The sequence below is a fragment of the Micromonospora sp. NPDC003944 genome (assembly GCF_053605225.1).
Map to the genome: position 1 here is coordinate 65,231 of NZ_JBSGIV010000002.1, position 22,951 is coordinate 88,181.

14 protein-coding genes are annotated in these 22,951 nt (G+C 68.5%); 4 read left to right on the top strand and 10 right to left on the bottom strand.

Going from position 1 to position 22,951, the window contains the following annotated elements:
* Positions 1-256 precede the first annotated feature (256 nt).
* The 3 genes from zwf (at position 257) to ACWER9_RS01505 (ending at position 5,182) form a co-directional block, all read left to right on the top strand.
* On the top strand, positions 257-1,750 hold the full coding sequence (gene zwf, locus ACWER9_RS01495; RefSeq protein WP_452299927.1) for a glucose-6-phosphate dehydrogenase: 1,494 nt from the start codon (positions 257-259) through the stop codon (positions 1,748-1,750).
* 249 nt (positions 1,751-1,999) lie between these two features.
* Entirely contained in the window at positions 2,000-4,831 is a 2,832-nt protein-coding gene (locus ACWER9_RS01500) for an immunoglobulin-like domain-containing protein (protein WP_452299928.1), read from the top strand.
* A 102-nt stretch (positions 4,832-4,933) separates the two neighbouring features.
* The gene (locus ACWER9_RS01505; RefSeq protein ID WP_452300026.1) at positions 4,934-5,182 is read left to right on the top strand and encodes a sigma factor; all 249 of its coding nucleotides are present in this window, start codon (positions 4,934-4,936) and stop codon (positions 5,180-5,182) included.
* Between the two features lie 889 nt (positions 5,183-6,071).
* On the opposite strand, the gene ACWER9_RS01510 is transcribed toward ACWER9_RS01505, so the two are convergent.
* From ACWER9_RS01510 to ACWER9_RS01520, 3 genes are all read right to left on the bottom strand, one after another.
* A complete protein-coding gene (locus ACWER9_RS01510) occupies positions 6,072-7,121 on the bottom strand; it encodes an enediyne biosynthesis protein (RefSeq protein ID WP_452299929.1) in 1,050 nt (349 codons plus the stop codon).
* A complete protein-coding gene (locus ACWER9_RS01515; RefSeq protein WP_452300027.1) occupies positions 7,118-9,070 on the bottom strand; it encodes a CRTAC1 family protein in 1,953 nt (650 codons plus the stop codon). The genes ACWER9_RS01510 and ACWER9_RS01515 overlap by 4 nt, the downstream gene beginning before the upstream one ends.
* 548 nt (positions 9,071-9,618) lie before the next feature.
* On the bottom strand, positions 9,619-10,266 hold the full coding sequence (locus tag ACWER9_RS01520) for a MerR family transcriptional regulator (RefSeq protein ID WP_452299930.1): 648 nt from the start codon (positions 10,264-10,266) through the stop codon (positions 9,619-9,621).
* 455 nt (positions 10,267-10,721) lie between these two features.
* Between ACWER9_RS01520 and ACWER9_RS01525 the strand changes: the two genes are divergently transcribed.
* Positions 10,722-11,480, top strand: coding sequence for a helix-turn-helix domain-containing protein (locus ACWER9_RS01525; protein ID WP_452300028.1), 759 nt, complete (start codon positions 10,722-10,724; stop codon positions 11,478-11,480).
* Positions 11,481-11,489: 9 nt separating this feature from the next.
* Here ACWER9_RS01525 and ACWER9_RS01530 read toward each other — a convergent pair whose 3' ends face one another.
* The 7 genes from ACWER9_RS01530 to ACWER9_RS01560 all read right to left on the bottom strand — a co-directional run bounded on the left by ACWER9_RS01530 (position 11,490) and on the right by ACWER9_RS01560 (position 22,883).
* The gene (locus ACWER9_RS01530) at positions 11,490-12,434 is read right to left on the bottom strand and encodes a hypothetical protein (RefSeq protein WP_452299931.1); all 945 of its coding nucleotides are present in this window, start codon (positions 12,432-12,434) and stop codon (positions 11,490-11,492) included.
* A gap of 99 nt (positions 12,435-12,533) precedes the next feature.
* Positions 12,534-13,892, bottom strand: a complete 1,359-nt coding sequence (locus tag ACWER9_RS01535) for a cytochrome P450 (RefSeq protein WP_452299932.1) — start codon at positions 13,890-13,892, stop codon at positions 12,534-12,536.
* Positions 13,889-14,389, bottom strand: a complete 501-nt coding sequence (locus tag ACWER9_RS01540; protein WP_452299933.1) for a flavin reductase family protein — start codon at positions 14,387-14,389, stop codon at positions 13,889-13,891. Before ACWER9_RS01540 ends, ACWER9_RS01535 begins: the two co-directional genes overlap by 4 nt.
* A gap of 46 nt (positions 14,390-14,435) precedes the next feature.
* Positions 14,436-14,876 (bottom strand): acyl-CoA thioesterase, encoded by a 441-nt coding sequence (locus ACWER9_RS01545; protein ID WP_452299934.1) that lies wholly within the window; start codon positions 14,874-14,876, stop codon positions 14,436-14,438.
* Between the two features lie 4 nt (positions 14,877-14,880).
* A complete protein-coding gene (locus tag ACWER9_RS01550) occupies positions 14,881-20,697 on the bottom strand; it encodes a type I polyketide synthase (protein ID WP_452299935.1) in 5,817 nt (1,938 codons plus the stop codon).
* 152 nt (positions 20,698-20,849) lie between these two features.
* Positions 20,850-21,818, bottom strand: a complete 969-nt coding sequence (locus tag ACWER9_RS01555; protein WP_452299936.1) for a DUF1702 family protein — start codon at positions 21,816-21,818, stop codon at positions 20,850-20,852.
* Between the two features lie 63 nt (positions 21,819-21,881).
* Positions 21,882-22,883 (bottom strand): DUF1702 family protein, encoded by a 1,002-nt coding sequence (locus ACWER9_RS01560; protein ID WP_452299937.1) that lies wholly within the window; start codon positions 22,881-22,883, stop codon positions 21,882-21,884.
* Positions 22,884-22,951 lie beyond the last annotated feature (68 nt).

The window sequence follows — 22,951 nt, forward strand, 5'->3', positions numbered from 1 at the left end:
CGTCGACGCGGTGCGCGAGGATGCGCGGGCGTGCGTCGTCCACGCGTTGGGCGACCGGGACAGGGTGTTGATCCTTGATGACACCGTGACCTAGAAAGGGTGTGCACACCATCGGGGTGCAGCGGCAGTACGCCGGGACAGCGTGGGAGGAGTGGAAACGCCGGATAGCCCGGACACGACCGCCACAGCCGCACGATTGCCGGCATGACAGCACGCCCATCGACCCACGCCCCTTGTGCCCGGAGGAACGCAAACCATGGACCACGCATCTCAGCTCATCCAGGAGCGGAGTGCCCCGCCGGCCACGCTGGTCATCTTCGGTGCCTCCGGTGACCTGACCCGGCGTAAGCTGCTGCCCGCGATCGAGAGCCTGGCTCGGCACGAGCGCCTTCCGGACCAGTTCGCGCTGGTCGGTGTCGCGCGTACGCCGATGACCGACGAGCAGTTCGCCGAGAGCGCCCTCGGCGAGCGCACCCTCGCCAGCAAGCGCCAACTCCAGGGCGGCGTGCGGTACGTGGCCGGCGGCTACGACGACCCGGAGACCTACAAGCGGCTCGTGGGGACCCTCGACGAGCTGGACGCGCAGCGCGGCACGTCCGGCAACCGGCTCTTCTACCTGTCCACCCCGGCCGGAGCCTTCGAGCCGGTGATCAACGGGCTGGCCGGTGTCGGGCTCAACCAGCCCCGTGAGGGCTCCTTCTCCCGTCTGGTCATCGAGAAGCCGTACGGACGCGACCTGGTCACGGCCCGCGAGCTCGACGGCGTCGTGCACAGCGCGTTCGACGAGCACCAGGTCTTTCGTATCGATCACTATCTGGGCAAGGACACCGTCCAGAACGTGCTGGCGCTGCGCTTCGCGAATTCGATCTTCCAACCCATCTGGGATCGCTCCTGGGTCGACCACGTGCAGATCACCGTCGCCGAGACCCTCGGGGTCGGCAGCCGCGGCGGCTTCTACGAGGACGCCGGCGCGATGCGGGACATCGTGCAGAACCACGTGCTCCAGGTCCTCGCGCTGGCACTGATGGAGCCACCGGCCTCGTTCGAGGCTGAGGGCCTGCGCAACGAGAAGGTCAAGCTGCTGCAGGCGATCCGGCTCCCCACCGACCGGGACATCGCCGAGGCTGCGGTCCGGGGACAGTACACGCGGGGCGGCACCCGCGAGGAGCTGATGGCCGGCTACCGCGAGGAGGCCGGCGTCGACCCCCTGTCGCGGACCGAGACCTACGCCGCGATGCGGCTCAACGTGGACAACTGGCGGTGGGCGGGGGTGCCGTTCTACGTACGTACCGGCAAGCGCCTACCGGCCCGGCTCACCGAGGTGGCCCTGCAGTTCCAAAGGCCGCCGCACCTGCCGATCCCGACCGACCAGCTCACCGGCCTCGATGCCGACGCGCTGATCCTGCGGATCCAGCCGAACGAGGGGATCTCGCTGCGCTTCGGCGCCAAAGTGCCGGGCCACTCCTTCCGGGTCCGCACCGCCACCATGGAGTTCTCCTACGACCAGACGTTCGTCGAGGAGTCCCCGGAGGCGTACGAGCGTCTGCTCCTGGACGCGCTGATCGGTGACGCGTCGCTGTTCATCCGTAGCGACGAGGTGCAGCAGTGCTGGCGGATCGTCGACCCGATCATCGACAACTGGGAGAAGGACAACTCGCCGATCCCCACCTACGAGGCCGCCTCCTGGGGCCCGACCGACGCCCATCGGCTCATCGGCCGCAACGGCCGCAAGTGGCGCAACTCCGCGTGACCCTGCTGGCGGAGGCCGGACCCACACGCAACGCGCTGCGTTGACCTGACAGCACCGCGTAGTTAGCGTTAACAAGCCGTTTACTTTGGAGCGAGCCCACCGCCGGCCAAGGAGGATCAATTGAGACTGCGACAGCGAAGGCCACGTCTCAGGTCGAGTCGGAAGGGTAGAGGTGTCGCGGTCCTGGCACTGGGTGCGCTGCTCTCGGTCTCGTTCACGGCAACGCCCTCGCACGCTGCCGGGGAGCAGTTGGACGCGGGGCTGGTGCACCACTTCGCCCTCGACGAGACCAGCGGGACGACGCTTGTCAACTCGGGTAGCGCGGGCGCGGCGGCGAACGCCACGCTCGTGAATCCCGGGAAGGCGACCTTGACCGGCGAAGGGGTCAGGTTCAACCCCGGCTCGTACGAGAGCGCCCTCGACGGTGCCTACGTGGCGCTGCCGAACGACATCACCGCCGGCATGTCCAACCTCACCGTCGACTATGACGTGCGGGTCGACCCGGCGAACGTCGGCGAGCACCAGATGTGGAGTTTCGGCCGCAAGTCCGGCTCGTGCGACGTCGACACCGGCGCCGAGGGATCGATCTTCGCGTCGAACACGCAGCGGTTCCGCGTCGCGGTGGGTCCGACGAACATCCAACAGAACCGGGTCCGCATGCTCGAGGGAGCGTGGACGCATGTCACCTACACCCAGTCATTCAACTCGAACGGAACGAGCTGGACCGGCACGGTCTACCTCGACGGCGTGCTGCACGCGACGTCGACGAACCTGACCACGCCGCCGTCGGTGAACGCGGCGGGGACCAACTGCAACTTCCTCGGTCGCTCGCAGACGTCGGGCCACTACTCGTTCCGGGGAACGATCCGGGACTTCCGGGTGTACGACCGGGCAGTCAGCTCCGACGAGACACTCGCCCTGGCCGAACGGACCGTCTCCGACGGCGTCCGCGCCGACGCCGCGGCCATCGACCTCGGCCTGACCAGCGCCGTCGTACGCGATGTCGTCCTGCCCAAGGCCGGCGCCGTGGCGGGCTCGGCGATCAGCTGGACGAGTTCGGACCCGTCGGTTGTCGAGGTCTACACCCCGCCGGCCGTCGCCAGCGCCCGCAAGGTCGCGGTGACCGGCAAGATCAAACGGCCTGCGCAGGGGCAGCCCGACGCGACAGCCACGCTCACGGCGACTGTCCGTAAAGGCGCCCAGGAGGTCACCACACGGGAGATCCCCGTCGTGGTGAAGGCCGAGTTCGACGATGCCCGGGCGGTCGACCGCGACACCTCCGACCTGACCCTGCAGGCCACCGACGACGTACGCGGAAACCTCGACCTCGCCGCCAAGGGCGCGTTCGGCTCCACGATCACGTGGAGGTCGACCACCGACCTCGTCAGCCCGACGGGCGAGGTGACCCGCCCGGTCTTCGGCCACGACGATGTCGCCGCCACCCTGACGGCGACCATCACCAAGGGCGCGGCCTCGCGGACGAGGTCGTTCCCGGTGACCATCACCGCGATGCCGCGGTCCGAGGAGTACGAGCGGTACTTCATGGGGTACTTCAAGGGCGAGGGAATCGCCGACGGCGAACAGATCATGTTCGCCACGTCCAACGGGAACACCGCCCTGGACTGGACCGGCCTGACCGGGGGCCGGCCGTCACTCATCTCCCAACTGGGCGACCAGGGCCTTCGGGACCCGCACATCGTCCGCTCACCCGACGGCGACACGTTCTACATGATCGCCACCGACCTGAACTGGTACGACCAGGGCGGATACGCCATCAACGACACCCAGTACATCGAGGTGTTCGAGTCGCACGACCTTGTGCACTGGACCCCCCAACGGCACGTGAAGGTCGCGCCCGACAACGCGGGAAACGCCTTCGCACCCGAGTCGCTCTGGGTCGAGGAGATCGGTGCCTACGTCGTGTTCTGGGCGCAGTCGCTGTGGAGCGACCCGGTGAACCGCACCGGTCAGGGCAACGCGCAGATGTGGTACGCCACGACGAGGGACTTCCGGACGTTCTCCGCCCCGCAGGTCTGGCAGAACCCGGCCCCGCTGTCGCGGATCGACACGACCGCGATCCAGGTCGGCGACCAGTACTACCGGGTGACCAAGAACGAGGCCGGCAACCAGGGCTCGGACATCTTCTCCGAGAAGCACACCGACTTCCTGGACAGCAACATCAACAACTGGACGATGGTCGCGCCGGCTCTGGGGCGCACCACGTGGGTCGCCAACCAGGGGTACGAGGGACCGGTCATCTTCAAGGCCAACCCCGGGGACACCTCCTGCCCCGGCCAGTTCTACCTCTGGGGTGACCGGTACACGAACGGCGGCGGCTACCAGGCCGCGTGCCACGAGAACATCGAGGCCCCGACCTGGAACGCCAAGGCGATCACGATGACCAACGCGGGTGTCGTCCGCCCGCGTCACGGCACCGTGATCCCGTTGACCGTCCGCGAGTGGAACGACATCCGCGGGATTCCGAACAGCGACGTCACGACCACGACCGAGGTGGCTGTCGAGCCGTACGCGGGAGGGGCCCAGACGACCACGGCCACCGCGACGGTCACGGCAGCCGACGGGTTCGAGACCGGCGGCCAGGTGCGGTTCAGCATCGGCTCCTGGTCGAAGGTCGCCCACCTCAGCGACGGCATGGCCACGGTCACGCTGCCGACGGGTCTGCCCGCCGGTGCCCGCACGGTCAAGGCCGAGTACCTCGGCTTCGACTACCTGAAGCCGTCGCGGGGTACGACGTCGTTCGAGGTACCCTCCGGCCCGACCGCCGTCAAGGTCAAGGCGAAGGCGACGCCGGCGTCGGTCGTCCGTGGGGGCACGTTCAGATTGAACGTGACCGTCGGGCCGGCGGGCGGGCCGAAGCACCACGCTCCGACCCCGACCGGCGAGGTCACCGTCACCTTCGGCGGCACCGTGCAGGTGGTGCCACTGTCCGACGGTAAGGCCGTCGTCGAACTGCAGACCGTCGACCTGCGGCCCGGGGTCTACCAGGTCCACGTTGCCTACTCCGGCAATCCGACCTACCGGCCCGACGCGGCCAACTACCAGAAGTTGAGGGTGCGGTAGCCGGTACGGGCACCGCGACGTGCTCAAGTGCCCACCAGTAGCGGGCGGGCGAGATCGATGGATCTCGCCCGCCCGTTCTGGATGTTGGTCGGCCATGCGGCGATGTTGTTGGTGCGGTCGGTCGCGGCACAGCTCGGTCTGACCACGGGCCGGGCGCAGACCGCCGAGGACGTTGTCCAGGAGACGATGGTCCGGGTGTGGCGGGTTTCGACTCCATGCCGTCCGACCCGAGGGCGTCCGGCGCTGGTTGTTCACCGTCGCACGCCGGCTCGGTCGTTGACGGGCTTCGCAAGTGGCAGAGCCGCCCGGCGGAGGTCTCGGCCGCGCTGGCCGACTGAATTCCACCGGTGACGACATCGCCGCAGCCGCCGTTGTCAGGTGACCGCACCAACGCAACGCTCTCCACCAGCTCGGCCGGAGGACGGTTCGGCTACCGATGGTCTGCGCGCCCTTCGCCCTCGGGATTCGCTTCGCCGAGACGGCGTAATTGTCGGCGGAAGATGCCGATGATCGTCATGGCGGCTGGCTCGCGATGCGGCTCTGGTGCGAGTTCGCCAAGCTTCCAGCGGGATCACGTGACGGGGAACAGTCACGCGGATATGGCCGATCAGGTTCTGTCTCGCGGACCGTGAAGGTGGCTCGTTAGACCTGTCGTGGCGTGAGGCGAATTGACCAATCACGAGTGGGTTGCGCTGCGTAGCCGCCTTCCCCCTGCGCTCGTCACGCGAGGATGTGTGTATGGATTACGGTGCGTCGAGCGGCCGATTCGGGCTACTGCCACTCCGTTTGCGGTTCCGTTTGGCGACCTACGCGACGGCGGCGCGGACTTCACGAACGGATCGCGGAGTTGGAGTGAATAGTAGGTCTGCGCTCGACCTCACTGTCCAGTAGCGACCTGGATCGGATTCGTCGCTGCCGCAGTTTCGTTGTTGGCATCCGTCCGCGGTGGCCACAATACCGATCTGCGTCGACGGCGAGGCATGCGCCTAGATTGCTTGTCGGGTTATTGTGCGCAAAAGTGGCGGTCGGCGGATGGACAAACGTCCGAGACACAACTGATCTGAGGCGCTCGAGTGTCAGTCGGTGGGGCCGAATTCTGGGCGTGGACGGCACGGCGGCCATGCCTTCGGTGCGGGTCGAACCGGCCGGACCGACGGCCCCTGACCGGAGTCAGGGGCCGTCGACCACGCCGGGAAGCGCCGTTGGTTCCCTCGAGCGACAAGAACCGCCCGGTGTGTGGTCAGGCTGTTGCTGGTGCCAGCCTCTTGCCCGCACCGGACCGCCGCGCCCGCAGGTCCTTCGCCCACCACATCATGCCTCGGGCGAGGCAGACCAGGGTGACGGCGAAGAACAGCGTGTACACCACGTTGAAGAGCACCAGAACGCCGTACACCATGGCCACGCTGGCACCGAACATGAACTGGTTCCGGCCTGTCGACGGCGTCGTACCCGGATCGGTGATCATGTAGTTGGTGAAGAGAACGAACGCCACCCCGGTCATCGGCACCAACGCGCCCCAGAGCGAGACGTCCCAGATCCAATGCCGGATCAACGCCTGGATGACGAAGCCGCCGACCCATCCGACGATGAGCAGGACCTTCTTCGTCAGCATCGCGTTCAGCACCGTGCCAGCGGTGATGATGACCAGGGGTACCAGGAGTCGGACGTAATCGGGCACATTCTCGGTGAACTGGTAGGGCGGAGCGATGTTGACCCAGGAGAACGCCAGCAGGGTCACGGTGATGCCGAAGTTCGACGGGTTCATGAAGTGCCGCATCCGGCCCTGGATGGGCGCCTGCAGGATCGCCTTCTGCCCGATGGCCACCACGACGGCGAAGGCGATGGGCCAGAAGTTGTCGTTTGCGTACAGCAGCATGTTCGCGGCCAACGCGGTGATGTGGGTCGGCAGCAGGAAGGCCAACACGCCCCACCCGCCGTTGCCACGGAAGGATGGCGCGCGCCCCTGCGACCAGGCGGTGACCATCTCCACGAGGAACTCCGTGGCGTAGCCGATCGCCAGGGCGAACAGCGGCCAGGTCCAGGGTTGCTCGAACCCGAGCACGGTGTACCCGAGGATGTTGAAAACGCTCATCGAGATGGCGAAGTTGCGTAGAGCCAGGTACCGCGGGTCGCGGCGGTCGAGCCGTTGCGGACCGGGTCGGGCCTCTGCACTCGCACCGCGACGGTCTCCGGTGGGGGCGGAATCGGTGCGCTGCGTGATGGACGCCGGGGAAGTCCCGGTTGCCGCGGGGGCGGTAACGGGGGATGCGGCGTTGCGGACATCGGTCATCGCGGGTCCACCTCCTGGGCCTGCGTGGTGAGGTTGAAGCTGTGCCAGCCGGCCTTCAGATCGAGACGTTGGCTGTGTTGCTGGCCGTCGACATCCCGCCAGGTGATCTCAGCGGTGACCGGTGCGGAACCAGCGTCGCCCAGCCCGAAGAAGACTTCGAAGCTGCGCTTGCCAGAGTGCCCGCTGCCCCCGTCGACCTGGGCTACCTGGGTACGCCCGTCTGCGGTGCGGATGCGGACCTGGGCACCGTACGCGGGCGTCCCGGCAGTGTCGCCGGCCGCGCTGTCTCCGGTGGCCGGTCGGTGCAGACGCAGTCCGAGGAAGTTGTCGCGGCCGGCTCGCTCGTTGCGGTAGAACACCGGTGGCCCCCATTGGCGGGCGACCGCGAAATCCTGCCCGCCGTTGCCGTCGGTGTCAGCGACTGCCACTCCCCGGGACGGGGTGTCGTTGGTCATGCCGAGTTCGGCACTGATGTTGGCGTACCGGCCGTTGGATTCTCTGACCCAGAAGGCGAACGGCTCGGATCCGGAGATGTCGTCTCCCGGGTGCGCGTTGGGCCACATGTGGGGTTCACGAAGCATCAGGTCATTGGACATGGCGAGTTCCTGAAGCCAGGCCCATCGGTTCACGTCGCCCTTGATGAATCCTGCGGCTTGCACTACGGAGAGCTTGCCGCTGTTGTCGAAGTCGGCCATCTTCGCGTCCCAGCCCCAGCCGGTCCAGGCCATGTTGAGTTTGGACGCCTTGTTGTCGAAGATCGCGTCGCCGTCGGCGAGACGGCTGCGGGCTTCAGCGTGGCTGGCGGCGGTGTTGCGCCAGACGAAGTTGCTCTCCTCCAGCCCCCAGGATGTGGTGATGTTGCTGACGAACATGTCGAACCTGCCGGTGCCCCCGAGGTCACCGAACTCGATCGCCATGCCCTTGAAGGAGTCGTGCCCGACCACCAGCGACTTGGGTGTCAACGGACCCCGGCTGCCCTCGGCGATCTCAAACCGGATCTGCCCCGGTCGGGAGACGTTGTGGAAGAAGCGGTCCTTGCCGAAGTCGTTGGCGAGATACAGCTCGGGCAGCAGGTCACCGTCGAGGTCGGCCGAGCCCGCTCCCAGCGTCCAGCCCGTCGCCAACTGAGGGCTGATGGCGCGCTGTTCGGTGTAGGTCACCGACGGTGAGTCGCCACTGGTGGCGGCGGTCCAACGCATGACGTGCGCGCCGCCGGCGTTCTCGGCCCGGGAGAGTGAGTGGTTCATCTCGACGTTGGGCTGTGCCTGCGGGTTGAGGACCTCACTGTCCGGGAAGTAGTTGAAGATGCCGAGGTCGGGATGCCCGTCGCCGTCGAAGTCGGCCACGGCGACCGCGTTGGTGTTCCAGAGCTTGCCCTGGTAAGAGCCGTCGGCGGCAGCCTGGGTCGGGATCAGTTCGGTCGGCTGGAACGATGCCGGGGACAGCGGTCCGGCAGCCGTCGAGCGGTGCAGGAACAGGACTGGCGTCCGACCCCAGTAGTAGATCATCACGTCGGTCAGGCTGTCACCGTTGAAGTCGCCAGGCACGCAACCCATCGGTGCCATCGAAGTGCTGGTGGGCAGGGGCGCCGGATTCAGCACGAACGGGTTGTACCGGGCCGGCTCGCCGGGCGCTGGGGTAACGATGGCGGTATCGCTGCGGGTGTCGACAAGGCACAGATCGTTGGGCAACCCGTCCTGGTCCAGGTCGTTGAGGGCGACGGCGGCGCCGACGGCGGAGATCCAGGATCGGATGTTGTAGTAGGCCGGATTGACCTCCCGGAGGGTGCGCGTCGGAAGGCCCGGGGGCAGCGCGATGGGCAGTTCGGTGAAGCTGAACCGCGAGGCCAGCGCGGTTCGCTCGGACGCCGAGGCCGATGGCAGCCGGGCAACGACGAAGAGGCTGGCGATGATGGTCAGCACGAAGATGGCGGGAAGCAATCGGCGGATCCCACCGACGGGTTGCGGTGACAACGTGTCCCCTCCCAAGAGATGCGCCGCATCCGGGTCGGATCGCGGTCGTTTCGTCAGCCGGCAGCTCCGATCGACAGGGTTCGACGATCGATTGCGGCGGGCTGACGCACTGGCCGCTGACGCCGTCGCCAGCGGGTGTTCGCGCCAGACATCCGAAGGCGACGAATCGACGGTGGCCAACTTCGTCGAGCGTCTATCGTCCGGAACTGCCCGGTCGTCGAACGACAGGTCTCACCGCCCGTGATCGTTACCGGATGTGACCACGGGTCTGGGTGACCTGGCTTCGGGTGCATTCGGTGCAACCGACACGCATATCCTGACCGCTGGTCGACGGTGAAGTCTTCTCGAAAGTTGCTACATCAAGGGCGCCCGGCGGCAGACAGGGTTGTCGGCCACGCCACCGTCACGCGGATACGCGCAGGGGTGATGAGGCCGGACGTGAGACGTGTCGATCGGCGCGGAACGTCACCTGAACAGGCGACCGGGAGTCGGCTCGGAGCCGTGGTCGTGCCGCGCGATACCGATCAGCGGCGCGGGGAGCTGTCGGACAGGCCGGTTAGCACTTGGTGCTCGTGCGCCATCCGGCGCAGGGCGGCGAACACCGCGTCGAACAGCACGCTGCGGACCACCGCGGCGCCGCGCTCCTGCTTCAGCACCTCGGGCGGTAGCAGGTCAAGCTCCACTCTGGCCAGCAGTGCCGCGGCGGCGGCGAACGGTGCGAAGAAGTCGATGTCGGCGTCGCAGCCGAGACCGCGCAGGGCTGCGAGGACCCGTGCGAGGGCTGCCGGTCCGGTCGAGCCGGGGTTGTGCTGCCAGCCGAGGCCTTTCAGGAAGCCGTCTACCTCGGCCTGGGCGTTGGCCTGCTCGATCCCTGGCGGGGCGGATGGCTGCGGATCGGCGGGGGCGATGATGCGGTTGAGCACCTCGTAAAGATCAGCCATGGGAACCCGCTCGTCGTCGACCGCGACGAGCAGCTCTCGGACCGAGGACAGGTCCAGCCCTGCGAGGCCGGTGAAGGTGCGGATCAGACGAATCCGGCGCAAGTGGCGCTCATCGTAATCGGCCTGGTTGCGGGCCGTCGGCGTGCCCGGCGGAAGTAGGCCCTCACGTAGATAGAACTTGATCGTAGGAACGGATGCCCCGCTTCGCCGACTGAGCTCCGAAATGCGCACTGCACTCCCCTCGGCTGGCAAACGACGGCCTCATTTTGACACAGGCATCGATCTTCGACCATGCTCTCGCAGGCACCACTGTCCGTGATTAATGCCGGCCAGCTTGACCACATTGCAGGACATACCAGATCAGCAACTACGGAGCGCAGTGGGTGCGCCCAGTAACACCAGAGATCGTAGAGACCTCCGATCCAACCACACCCCACGACGGCGAGCCGGAGTGGATTCAAGATGGATACTAGTAAGTGTCGCTTCTCCGCAATTATCGATAACTGGGCAGCTCACCGGCGGGGTAACCTGCCATCTAGCCGCACATTGACTGTCCACCGAGCCGTGATTAGCATCAGGCGGCATCGACCCACCCGACGGAGCAGACATGGGCTAGCGTAAATAGAGCACTAGGGTACGTCATGCGTGGTACATCTCCTCCGACTACTCGAAGTTGGGTGATATTCGTGCAGAATAGTGCCGAAAAGGCAGTCGAACGCGTTATTGACACGATGCGCCAGAATTTATCCGAGCAATTAACAGTCGACGATATGGCTCGGGCGGCGATATTCAGTAAGTTCCACTTCACTCGAATCTTCCAGCGCATCACCGGGGTTTCGCCCGGCCGATTCCTGTCCGCGATCCGGCTGCAGGAGGCCAAGCGGCTGTTGATCACGACGCGGCTTAACGTCGCGGACATCAGCCTGCGCGTGGGATACAACAGCGTTGGGACTTTCAGCACCCGCTTCACCCGGAGCGTCGGGCTGTCGCCGACCAACTACCGTCGGCTCGGCGGCTTCGTCAGACACATCGAGGCGCAGAACCCCACCGCCGCCCGGAACACCGTCGTCGGAAAGGTCCACGCATCGCCGTCCGTCGCCGCCGACCTCGTCTTCATAGGACTGTTTCCCCATCGGATACCGGAGGGTCCGCCGGTCCGATGCGCCGTTCTCGAGCAGTCTGGCTCGTTCCGATTCGACGGCGTGCCCGACGGCACCTGGTACGTGCTTGCACACTCGGTCGTCGGCACGCCATTGGCCGTACACCAGCAGGGACTCGCGGTCGCCACCGTCGGCCCGCTCACCGTGCACAGCCGGGCCACGGTGAGCACGAACGTCCAGCTCAGGCCGGCCTCGAAGCTGGACCCACCGGTGCTGCTGGCTCTACTCGACGGTCGCAAGGCCGCGCTGGAGCGCATCCGTCACCAAGACGCTGCCGCCGCCTGACCACCACCGTCAGTTGTTGTACGGCATCGTCGGGAACCAACCGACCCCGAACATGGCGGGCACCCGGATGTCCCAGTAGATGACCGTAAACGCCCCCAGGCCGAGCAGCAGCGCGCCGCTGACGATCGCGGCACGGCGTGGACTGGCCGCCAACCAGCGCAGAAGAGCGCCCCGGGTAACCACCACCACGAGCACGAAGAGCGCCACCATGATCGCGACGTTGCCCAACGACTGAAGCACGAACGACATCGCCCCGTACAACGGGTTGCCCGTCTCGACCGCCCAGTGGAACAACTTGTTGAACAAGGGAAACGGCCGGCCGATGAGGAAACCGCCGACCAGGGCACCCAAGGTCACCACCCTAGCGGCGGGACGGTCACGGAAGACGTCCGGCAGCACCCCGATCGCCGCCAGGCCCAGGTACACCAGCGCCAGCCCGATGAGACCGAACACCACCGAAGCCTGGACCAGGCGTACCGGCACCTGCCCCACGGTCGCCGTGGAAAGCTGGGGCAGCCGGTCACCGAGCAGCACCCCGACGAAACCGTAGACCGCGGATACCGCCACCATGCCCGCCGTCAGCAGCGCCACGGGCCGTAGCAACTCACGCAGTGCCCGCCCGGTGCGCCCGACGCCGCTCGTACCGAGCTGGCTCATCGGGCCCACCGCGGCGGCCATGGCGATGTTGCACGCGGTGAACGTGCCTGCGAGCCCTGAGACGAACGCAAAAACCAGCCCGGCGGCGGTGCCAACCAGAGCGTCCTGCTTGGCGTCGTGCCCGAGCAGGCCGTTGGCGACGGTGTCGCCGATCACCGAGTCCACGAACTCGTAGGACCAGAGTAGGGCCAGTAGGAAGCCCCCCGCGACGCTGCCCGCGATGATCCGCCCGGCCGGCACCGGCTTCGCATGCTCCCGACGTGCGAGCCTCGTGGTGCTGTCAAAGGGCAGGGTCATTGTTCTCCTCCTCGAAAGTCGGTTACCTGATCGGACCGGCCAGACGTCGTCGTCGACGTCGGCCGGTCCATCTCCACAGCGATGATCGGGGTCGGGACGTCAGTTCGCGGTGTGCACCGTCATCGGCAGCCCACCGCGCACCCGCAGGGACAACATCGGCTCGGGAACCACCCGGCGGCCCGGAACGGTCATCAGGTCCAGGTCTCGGATCAGGGTGGCGAGCACGATCGTCGCCTCCATCATTCCGAGGTTGCTGCCGACACAGAACCGAGGGCCCGCGCCGAACGGAATGTAGGCGTAGCGGGGCCGTCCGCCGGCCCGCTCCGGATCGAACCGTTCAGGGTCGAAACGGTCCGGCTCCTCCCAGAACTGAGGATGCCGGTGCAGGGTGTACGGGCAAATGAGGACGTCTGCCCCCGCCGGCACGTGGTACCCGCCGATCTCGTCGTCGTCGGTGGCCCGGCGAGGCAGTATCCACACCGGAGGATAGAGGCGGATCGCCTCCTCAATCACCATGGCGGTGTAACGCAGCCGGTGCAGGTCCTCGAAGATCGGCGGCCGGTCGCCTAGCACCTCCCGGGCCTCGTCGCGAAGCCGCCGCTGGACCTGCGGGTGCCGGTCCACCAGATAGAGGCTCCACCCGAGCGTGCTCGCGGTGGTCTCGTGCCCGGCGAGCAGGAGGGTAACCAGTTCGTCGCGCAGCCGTTGCCGCCCCACCCGGCGATCGGTCTCCTCACCGGTGGAGAGGATCAGTCGGGACAGCACGTCATCGCGCCCCTGGGCGGTGGCGATACGCTGCGCGACCAGCTGGTCGACGACACCCTGCAGATGCTGGCGGGCCCTCCGAAACCGCATCTGCCGCGGCAGCGGAACCCACGCAGGCACCCCACTCAGGGTGACCAACTCGAACATGGCTTGGTCCTGCACGGCGGCGAACGACTCGTCCACCCCCGCAAAACCGGCCAGATCGGCGTCGAGCAGGGTCCGCCCCAGCACTCCGAGGGTCAGACCGGTCAGCTCCTGCAGTACGTCGACGGGTCCGCCGCCGGCCCGGGCGCGCAACCGCTGGACCAGTCCGGCGGCCTCGTCACTGACGATGCCGGCGTAATGACCGAGACGGCGGCTGTGGAAGGCTGGTTGGATCACCTTGCGCTGCTTGCGCCACAGCTCACCTTCGCTGGTCAGCAGTCCGTCGCCGAGCGCCCGCTTGGCGTGCACCAGGCCAATGCCCTTGCGGTAGTTGGCATTGTTGTCGGCCAGCACGTGCTTGGCATGCTCCGGATGGTTGAAGAAGTAGAGATTCTTCGGCCCGACCGGTAGGCGGACAGCATCCCCGTAGCCCGACGCCGCCGAGGCCATCATGCCGAGTCGGTCCCGCCCCATCGCCATCAGCAGCGACAGGCCGGCGCTTCGCGCGGGCCCCGGCAGGTTCCGCCGCGGCTCCGAGACGGTCGTCATGACACATCACTCCGTTCCCGCTCGGCCCGCCGGAACCGCCCCGACAGGAACAACAGCGCCTCACCGTCGGAGGGTTGGTCAAGCGACAGCAGTTGACCCAGGAAGATGGTGTGGTCGCCGCCGTCGTAGGTACGGCTGATCCGACACTCGAAGTGGGCCATGGCCCCCTCGATCAGTGGCGCACCGGTGAGTCGTCCCGGAGCCCAGTCGACCGCGTCGAACTGGGCGCCGCCCATCGGCCGGCTGCGGTCGGCGAAGTACCGAGCGACCTGCTCCTGTTCAGCGGCGAGCACCGAGATGGCGAAGTCGTCGGCTCGGGTGAGGCAGGCGTGCATCACCGCCTCCCGGTCGACGCAAACCAGCACCAGCGGCGGATCGAGGGAGACCGCGGTGAAGGAGTTGGCGGTCATGCCGTGCGGGGTGACCCCACCGACGGTCAGCACCGTGACACCTGTGGCGAACGTCCCGAAGGCCCGCCGCAGGGTCCTGCTGTCCATCGTCACCGGCGACGGTGTGTGCTGCGTATCCATCCGTGTGCCGCCGTCAGACATGGAGTGCGGACGCGTAGGGCTGCAGCGCGCGGGCCAGCCCGTCCGGCACCCGCACCGGGACGGTGCGGGTGTTCGGCCCGCGCATGCAGGCGACCCGCTGCCGACCACGCGCGACGAGCGTCTCACCGTCGTCACCGTCGAGACGGACGTAGTCGAAGCTGAACTCCAACTGGGTCTGCGCCAACTCGGCGAGCCGCATCCTGATGGAGAGCCGGTCGAACGCGGTGATCTCAGCGAAGAACTCGCAGTCAACCCGCAGTGTGAACAGCTTGAGATCCCGCCGTACTTCGGCCAGTACGTCCGGAGCCCGCTCCATCAGGAACATCTCCCGACACCGGCCCTGCCACCGGAGGTAGTTGACGTAGTACACGTTGCCCACGAGGTTGGTCTCCTCGAAGCTGACGACGTGCAGGTACTCGTAGTACTTGTCCATCTGCCTAACCACGTCCCTTCATCGCGATGGCGAACACCACCGGCTCAGGCCGGTCCCGTACGGTCGTGACCAGCGTCGCGATCCGCAGCTCCCCGGAGGCGAACACCGCCCAGCCGGCGCGCTCGGCCGGTTGCACCGTCAATGGCGCCCGGACGGTGTGGCCCGCCTTCTGCAGGCATTCCAGCGCCGTCCAGACCCGGGTGGCGGCAGTGTCGAACGACTCCCTGCCGTCACGTGCGACCAGCCGGGCCAACTCGGTGTGCGAACCCAGCAGGTCCTGCCACACCGCCCCATCCCGGGCGACAACCTCCTCCAGATCGCACCCGGCCGCACCCACGACCGCGAGGGTGAGCCCGACACCATGTGCGGCCGAGATCTCCGCCTCACCCACCAGCTCAGGCCGCCCGTCGGGGCGGTAGCCGACCTGGACGCCCCGTCCCAGGGCCCGGCTGAGCGCGAGGGCGGTCCGGGCGCGGCGCTGGCGAACGTGCCCTCCCGCGTTGTCCGTCGGAGCGGCGGCCACCTCGTGGTCGGGTTCGACCGCCACCGCCACCGGCACTCCGTCGCCGAAGTCGTCCAGAGCCCGCTCGAGGTAGGGGCCGAGCAGCGATGCCACCCATGGTCCCCGGCCGTCGGTGCGGCGTACGGCGCGAAGCCGCAGACCCTTCCAACGCTCCACGATCTCGCCCTGGTCTGTGCGCAGCGCGATGTCGTAGACGTAGGTGTCGCCGTCGCGGAAACGTTCGGTGGCGCAGAAGCGTAGAAGCTGGTCGCCGGAGAGCCGCCCCCCAGCCGGGTCCAGCCGTTCGATGCCGGCCGGTAGGAGCGTGGCGTCGGGTACGCACACCTGATTGCCGTGCATCAGCGCGTCGCGCACCCCGGGGTCGCCGAGCACCAGCCGGTCCGGTAGATAGGCGGCGAACCAGGCCGTCGTGGGCACGGCGGCCACCTCGACGTCGACATTCCTCGCTGCGATCCGGTGGTATTGGCGTAGCCGCTGGAAGCGTCGGCCCTGGAACAGCAACCCCGCGTACAGGTCAGTGGCTGGATCCACCGGCACCACGGGCAGCCCTTCCTCGGTCTGCTCGGGTGGACCATCAGGTGTGCCCGCGGTGTCGTAGCGCAGGCGGGCCCGGAAGTGTGCAGCGGCGAACGCCGTCTCTGCGCTGGAGATGACCACGTCGACCTGGTCGTCGGCAACGACCAGAGCTGCGATGCGGACGGCGGTGTTGCCGTCGGGCGGGACCACGATCGGTCGCAGGAACTCTGCGTCCTCGATCACGGGCGCCTCATCGCGCCCCGTGACCCCCATCGCCACCTGGGCCATCGCCTCCATCCCAAACACCGCGGGGAAGAGCAGGTTGCCGTCCAGCCGGTGGTCGGCGAGGTACAGGTCGGTGACCGGGTCCAGGGTGACCTCGGTGACCAGCTCGACCCCGTGGTAACGCAACAGTGGCCGCTCCACGAACCGCAGCAGCGGCAGCTCCGGTTCGTCTCGCCGGATGGTGTCGATGCCCTCGGTGCGGCCGGTAACCACCACCACCGGTGGGGCGTCGGCGTCGGCCAGCAGGCGACGCAGCAGCGCCACACCCTGGTCAGGGGTGATCGACGTGACGCCTTCGCGGGCGAGGGCCTCCACGACCGACAGCCGCTCCCCCATGCCCACGCCCGACCAGACCGACCACTCCAGGCAGAGGGTCCGGCATTGGGTGTGCTGGCGGCCGAACGCCTCGGTCTCCTCGGCCAGCCAGTCGTTGGCGGTGGCGTAGTGCGCCTCGCCGCGTAGACCGGCGCGGCCGATGATGCTGCCGAAGGTGACCAGAAGGCGCAGCCGGTCGGGCTCAACCGCGTCGAGCACCGCCCGCAGCCCGTCGATCTTCGGCGCAAGGGTACGGCGAAACGCCTCCGGGGTGAGGTTCGCCAACGCCGCCGGCTCGTTGCGCCCAGCGCCGTGCAGCACCGCCGTGATCGGCCCGAGGTGGCGTTGGACGTCGTCCACCGCCGCGCGTACCTGCGTCGGGTCCGTGACGTCGGCTCGCGCATATCGCACTCGCACACCGGCGTCGGCCATCCGCGCCAGGTTCGCGGCCAGTTCCTCGTCGCCTGCCGGGTCGGCGCGCCCGAGCACGGCCAGCGCGGCCCCGCTGTCGCGCGCCATGGTGAGTGCGCACTCGGCGGTGATGCCCTTACCGCCACCGGTCACGAGCAGCACATCGCCGGAGCCGAGCGGCGTCGTGGTCGACGCGGCCCGCACCGGCATGGCTCGAAGGGTAGGGACCCGGCGCTGCCCAGCCTGGTCGTAGTGCACCTCGGTGAAGTCGACGGTGGCCGACACCTCGGCGACCACCTGCTGCACCGCCGCAGGGGTCGGTGGCACGTGCACGATGGTGATGCGCAGGTGCGGCGCCTCCAAACGGAGCGTCCTGGTCAGTGCCGCCGCACCGCGGCCGGACTGCACCAGCACGAACCGGGTGCCGGCGGGTGCGCCCAGCGCGGCCCGTGCCGCGGACAGCGCCGACGCCAGATGCTCCTCCTGGCACTGCTCCGGCAGGCAGACCAGGATGCCGGCCCCGACGTTGCTCTGGCTCAGTGCGTCGCGCAGCGGTGCGGCCAGTGGGTGACTCCCGTCGGCGTACACCTGCCAGCTGCCGTTCGTCTCCGGCTCAACTCGCGGCGGGCAGGACACCTCATCGAGATCCACCCGCCACGCCCGGGCCCACTCGGCGACCCCTCGGACGGCGGGTACCTGGTTGGCGTCCTCCAGCCGACCGGTCCCGACGAGCTGCTCCAGTGCTTCTGCCAGCTGACCGACCGACGCGGTGGCGAAGTTCGTCGGGGTATTGGCCGGAGGAATCCGCAAGTGCTGGGCTGCCTGGTTGACCAGCTGCCCCACCGTGATCGAGCTCATGTGCAGGTCGTCCAGTAGGTGACTGTCGGCGTGCACCATGTCCAACGGCAACTCGGAGCGCTCGGCCGCCAGCCGACGCAGCAGCTGCAGGCTGCTCTCCTGCGCCGCGCCGTCATGCTCCGTCCCGGCGGCGGCCTCGATGGGCGTCAGCGGGGGAAGAGCCTGCGATGGCACCGCCCCCGCGGCCAGGCGCAGTGCCGGCGCGCTTTCGCAGGGGCTGGAGAAGAAGCTGAACGGCTGCCCCACCCGCAACGGTCGGGTCAGCCGGCCGTCGAACAAGGTCGGGTCAACCCGGGCGGCACCTACCACGTACGCCGCCGCGACCACCCGCAGCAGCCCCGTCAGCGACTCGTCGTCGGTGTTGAGCGCCACCGAGGGCACGTCGGTCGACGCGGCGGCCAGTCCGGCGAGGACCCGACCAGGGCCGACTTCGACGAAGAGGTCGACCTCCTTGGCGGCCAGGGCCACGGCCGGGGCGAACAGCACGGGGTCGGTGATCTGCCGGTGCAGCAGGGCGACGACGTCCAGCTCGGCCGGCAGCGCTTCACCGGTCACCGTCGACCACACACGTCCGACGAGCGGGGCGAAACGCTCGGTCGACATGGCTTCCCGGAAGGCACCCGCGGCCGGCGCCACCAACGGCGAGTGGAAGGCGTGCGAGACGGCCAGCTCGGTGGCCCTCAGTCCGGCGTCCGCGGCGCGCTGGCAGGCCTCGCGGACCGCGTCCGCCGCACCGGCTACCACCGTGTGCGCGGGGCTGTTGTAGCCGGCGATCACCACCGGCAGGTCTGCGGTGAGCGTCCGGACGGTTTCTGGTGCCGCACCGATGTTGGCCATCGTGCCGGACGAGCTGTGCTGGCCCATCGTTCGCCCCCGCAGGGCGGCGATCCGCAGCAACGACTCCTGGTCCATGCCGCCTGCCCAGTGCAGGGCGGTGATCTCGCCCAGACTGTGTCCGACCGCGACCACCGCCCGCAGGCCGAGCATCGACAGTGCCCGCAGCCCCGCGAGTGAGCCGGTGACGATGCGCGGCTGGGCCACCTCGGTCGCAACCATGTCACCGGTGCGGGGCAACGCCGCGCCGAGGTACACCTCCTCCACCTCGGGAAACCGACGGCGTAGCGCGCCACCGGAGGTCCCCCGACCGGAACCCTGGCCGGGGAAGAGGAAGCCGATGCGGCCCGGTCCGGTGACGTGGCCGAGGAAACACCGTCCGTCACCGCTGAGCAGCTGCACCTCGCCGGCATCCAGCGCGTCGCGGACGCGGGTCAACTGCCGCTCGGCGTCCTCCGGTGAGCGGACGACGACACCCGCGCGATAGGGCAGGTCCCGCAGTTCCCGGTGCAGCGTGGCGGCCAGGTCACCGAGCTGGGCGTAGGACAGCGCCGGCACGAAGTCGACCAGCCGGTCGACGCCGTCGCGCAACTCCTGGGCGGTGGCGCCGTCGAGCAGCAGGAGCTCGACATCCTGCCCGGACGACACGAGGGCGCGGGCACGGGCATCCCAGCGCGGCGCACGCTGCGGCGTGTCGTTAACCACCACCATGTGGGTGTTGATGCCACCGAAGCCCATCGCGGTCACCCCGGCGCGTACCGGCTGCCCGGCGGGCCACGGCTCGGCCCGGCGTAGTGGGCGCAGTGCCGCCCCGTCGGCGCTGAACAGCTCGTGCGGGTCGACACAACCGATCGTCGGTGGCAGCACCTCGTGGTGCACCGCGAGTACGGCCTTCATCAGACCGGCCACTCCAGCGGCGGCTTTGGTGTGACCGATCATGCCCTTGATCGAGCTGATCGCTGCCGGCGGGGCGGTGGGGTCGGCCGCCCGGCGCGCCTCGGACAGCGCCCTGAGTTCGGTGGCGTCGCCGACGGCGGTCCCGGTGCCGTGCCCCTCGAACAGCCCGACAGTCTCGATACCGAAGCCGGCGCGCTCGTACGCCCGGCGCAGCGCAAGTTGGTATCCGCTGACCTCAGGTCGGGTGATGCCGCCCTTACCGTCGGAGGAGATTCCCCAGCCGGCGAGCGAGGCGTAGATGCGGTGTCCGGCCTCGCGGGCCTCCGGCTCCCGCATCAACACGACCATCCCGCAGCCTTCACCCGGCCAGAAGCCGTTCGAGCCACGGTCGTACAGGCGCATCTCTGACCGGGCCAGGGCGCCGGTCCGGGCGAAGCCGATGATCTCGAATGGGTCGATCGAAAGGTCGACCCCACCGGCCACCGCGACGTCGATCTCGCGGTCGACCAGCGACTTACAGGCGGTGGCGACGGACAACAACGACGACGAGCAAGCGCCGTCCACGGTGTACCCGCCACCCTTGAGGTCGAAGTGGTTGCAGATGCGTCCGGCGATCGTGTTGGACAGACCGCCGGCGAGGGTATCCTCATCGACCTGCGGGAATGGGCTCTTGTAGGAGGACTCCAGCGTGGCGAGGAACCCGCCGAGCCGGTCGTCGTCCCAGCCCTGTTCGCGCAGTGCGGCCGCGACGGTGCGCCGCACGTACGGCCAGCGCAGCCGAAGCTGGTTGGCCCTGGAGAACTCGCCGGTGAGGGTGTTGCCCACCACCACTCCGGTACGTTCCCGGGGCAGACCCTCGGCCATCGGGAATCCCGCGTCGGCCAGGGCCCGTGCGGCGACGTCCAACGCCAGCCAGTGGGTCAGGTCGGTGGATCGGTAGGTGCTGCCAGCTACCTTGAAGGAGAGCCGGTCGAACTCGTATCCCTCGATCACCGCCGCGTTGCGCGAGTAGAAGCGGTCGGGGTCCTTGCCATCCGGGTCCCAGTAGTCGTCCAGCTTCATCCGCTCGTTCGGGAGTCGGCGGAACGCCCGGCGTCCTGCCACGGCGTTCTCCCACAGCTCTCTGGGCGATGCGGCGTCCGGATACTGGCACGCCATCCCCACGACAGCGATCCTGGTCACGAAGTCTCTCCTTTGGTACGTGCAGGCCCGACCCGGCGACGTCCCGGTGGGTGCGGGTGGTGTCCTCCCGGCGTCAACCGGGCCAGGACGGGAATACGCCGCGACGACGGTCGGGTCGGACCACCGACGGCGCCGACGTGACGGGGTGGCGGTCAGCCGCGGTCGCGAAGCTCCTCGGCGATGGCTCGCCGCCACGCCTCGTACGCCGGTGTGCTGCCGGAGTGTCGGCTGTCGGGGCGAGTCACGTCGGTGACCTTCGCCGCCTGACTCACGGACATGCCGCAGAGCACCTGGGTGGCGAGTTCGTTGTGCGGCATCACCAGCCCGGCGCGAGCCCGCGCGGCGGCCGCGAAGGCGCTGCCCTGCGCCAGCTCGGCCCGGTGCTCCCCGGCGTGCTGACGGAACCGGATCAGTTCCGCCTCGTCGGCGCCGCCGGCATAGGTGGCGGCCAGGCCCGCGCCGGCGTAGAGGTCGGCGTGCCGCTGAGGTGCGAAGGTGCTGATGAGGCGGGTCACCCGGTCCGCGTCGGTGCCGCCTACGAACCACATCGCCCGGCCGATGCCCTGGTCGATGACCCGGGCGGCGTACTCGACCGGTCCGTCGACCGGCCAGGGGAAGTGGTCCTCGCGGTGCTGAGCGCCGACGTAGCGGGCGGTGTGGAAGTAGGCCTGGTGGAAGCCGTAGCCGTCCAGGACCAGCCAGCGCAGTAGCGGATCCGGTGCGGTGAGCCGATTCCATCGAAGGCGGGGCAGCCGGGCCATCGCCCAGCCCACGCCGACGTACACCATGTAGACGTGCCGGTCACCGCGCCCGGCGAGCATTTCGGTGACCCGGCGACGCCGGGTGACGCCCAGGGCGTCGCGGATGGCGAAGCCCATCGCGGCGCCCTCGTAGGCGAATCCCCGGAACCGCTCCGGCACCTGTTCCAGACCGTGTTCTGCGGCCTGCGCCGTGGCCGCCTCGGCCGCATGACCGAAGCCGACCAGAAACGAGGACCCGACGGTTTCCAGCAGGTTCGCGCCGCTCTCGTTCTTGACGTGGAAGCCGCGCACGTCCATCTTGGTCTCCGAGATGTTCGGCGTCAGTATGCGGCGCCGCAGCAGACCGATCCCAGTTTGCATTACGCGATCCCCCAAACCTCGGTAGCTTTTCCAGGTTGGCAGAACCCGACCTCAAGGTCTTATTCACGCGTGCGGACCCGATGCTCGGTCCGCCGCCGCGAAGTGGGCACGGACGTTTCGCCGCCAGAGCTCGTAGGACGGCAGTCCGCCGGCCGATTCGGGCCGTACCGCCGAGTCGTCCGCCAGGGCTGCGGCGGCCTCGACGGTACGGTCGCCGAGCGCGGCCATCGCGATCCTGCTGTGTTCGGGTATGTGCCCGGCGTGCTGGCGCGCCTTCGCGGCGAACGCCGCACCCTGCGCCAGGTCCGGCGCGAAGTCCCCGGCTGACTGGCGCAGTCGGGCCAGCTCGTCGGGTCCGCTCCCGCCTGCGAAGGTGGCGGCCAACCCGACGCCACTCCACAGGTCGGCGTGCCGGGTGCTGGCCATCCGGGCGACGGCGTCAGCGACGGCCGACGCGTCGGCGCCGTGGACGAACCAGAGCGCCCGGCCGATGCCCTGGTCGACGGCGCGGGGGAAGTAGTCGGCGTGGCCCTGCCAGGGATAGGACTCCGGCCGGTGCTGTCCGTGCACCCACTTGTCGGTCTCGAAGTAGGCGCGGTCGAAGCCGTAGCCGTCCACCGCCAACCAGGTCATCGTCGGGTGGTAGGGCGACCCGGTCAGATCCGGCACCACCTTGCGCCACGTCATGCGGGGCAGCCGGGCCATGGCAAACCCGATGCCGATGTAGGCCAGGAACACGTGCCGCTCACCGGGTCCGACCAGCAACTCGCGGGTGCGGCTGCCCCGGCGGGGACCCATCACGTCGAGGATCGTGCACGCCATGGTGGCGCCTTCGTAGGCGAAGCCGCGCAGTTCCTCCTCAACGAGGTCGAGACGGCGCTCCAGCTCCCACTGGTCCTTGGCGTCCAGCCCCCACTCAAGGCCACAAATCACCGTCTGCGGCACCGCCTCGAGGCGACGGGTCGTAACTCCTGACCGGGCCGGGAAGCCCCTGCGGGCGAAGGTCACCTCGGTCAACGCGGGTACCAGTGCGAGTCGGCGCAGTGAGCCGAGAATCGTGGACATGATGCCTCCCTGCCGCGAGGTGCGGTCTGGTTGGGGTCGCGGATGTGCCGCCGTCGTCCGGTGTCTCG

Excerpts from the sequence above, each read along its gene's own strand:
- zwf (WP_452299927.1), top strand. The coding sequence starts at position 257 with ATGGACCACGCATCTCAGCTCATCCAGGAGCGGAGTGCCCCGCCGGCC.
- ACWER9_RS01505 (WP_452300026.1), top strand. The coding sequence starts at position 4,934 with ATGTTGTTGGTGCGGTCGGTCGCGGCACAGCTCGGTCTGACCACGGGC.
- ACWER9_RS01510 (WP_452299929.1), bottom strand. The coding sequence starts at position 7,121 with ATGACCGATGTCCGCAACGCCGCATCCCCCGTTACCGCCCCCGCGGCA.
- ACWER9_RS01530 (WP_452299931.1), bottom strand. The coding sequence starts at position 12,434 with ATGACCCTGCCCTTTGACAGCACCACGAGGCTCGCACGTCGGGAGCAT.
- ACWER9_RS01535 (WP_452299932.1), bottom strand. The coding sequence starts at position 13,892 with ATGACGACCGTCTCGGAGCCGCGGCGGAACCTGCCGGGGCCCGCGCGA.
- ACWER9_RS01540 (WP_452299933.1), bottom strand. The coding sequence starts at position 14,389 with ATGGACAGCAGGACCCTGCGGCGGGCCTTCGGGACGTTCGCCACAGGT.
- ACWER9_RS01545 (WP_452299934.1), bottom strand. The coding sequence starts at position 14,876 with ATGGACAAGTACTACGAGTACCTGCACGTCGTCAGCTTCGAGGAGACC.
- ACWER9_RS01555 (WP_452299936.1), bottom strand. The coding sequence starts at position 21,818 with ATGCAAACTGGGATCGGTCTGCTGCGGCGCCGCATACTGACGCCGAAC.
- ACWER9_RS01560 (WP_452299937.1), bottom strand. The coding sequence starts at position 22,883 with ATGTCCACGATTCTCGGCTCACTGCGCCGACTCGCACTGGTACCCGCG.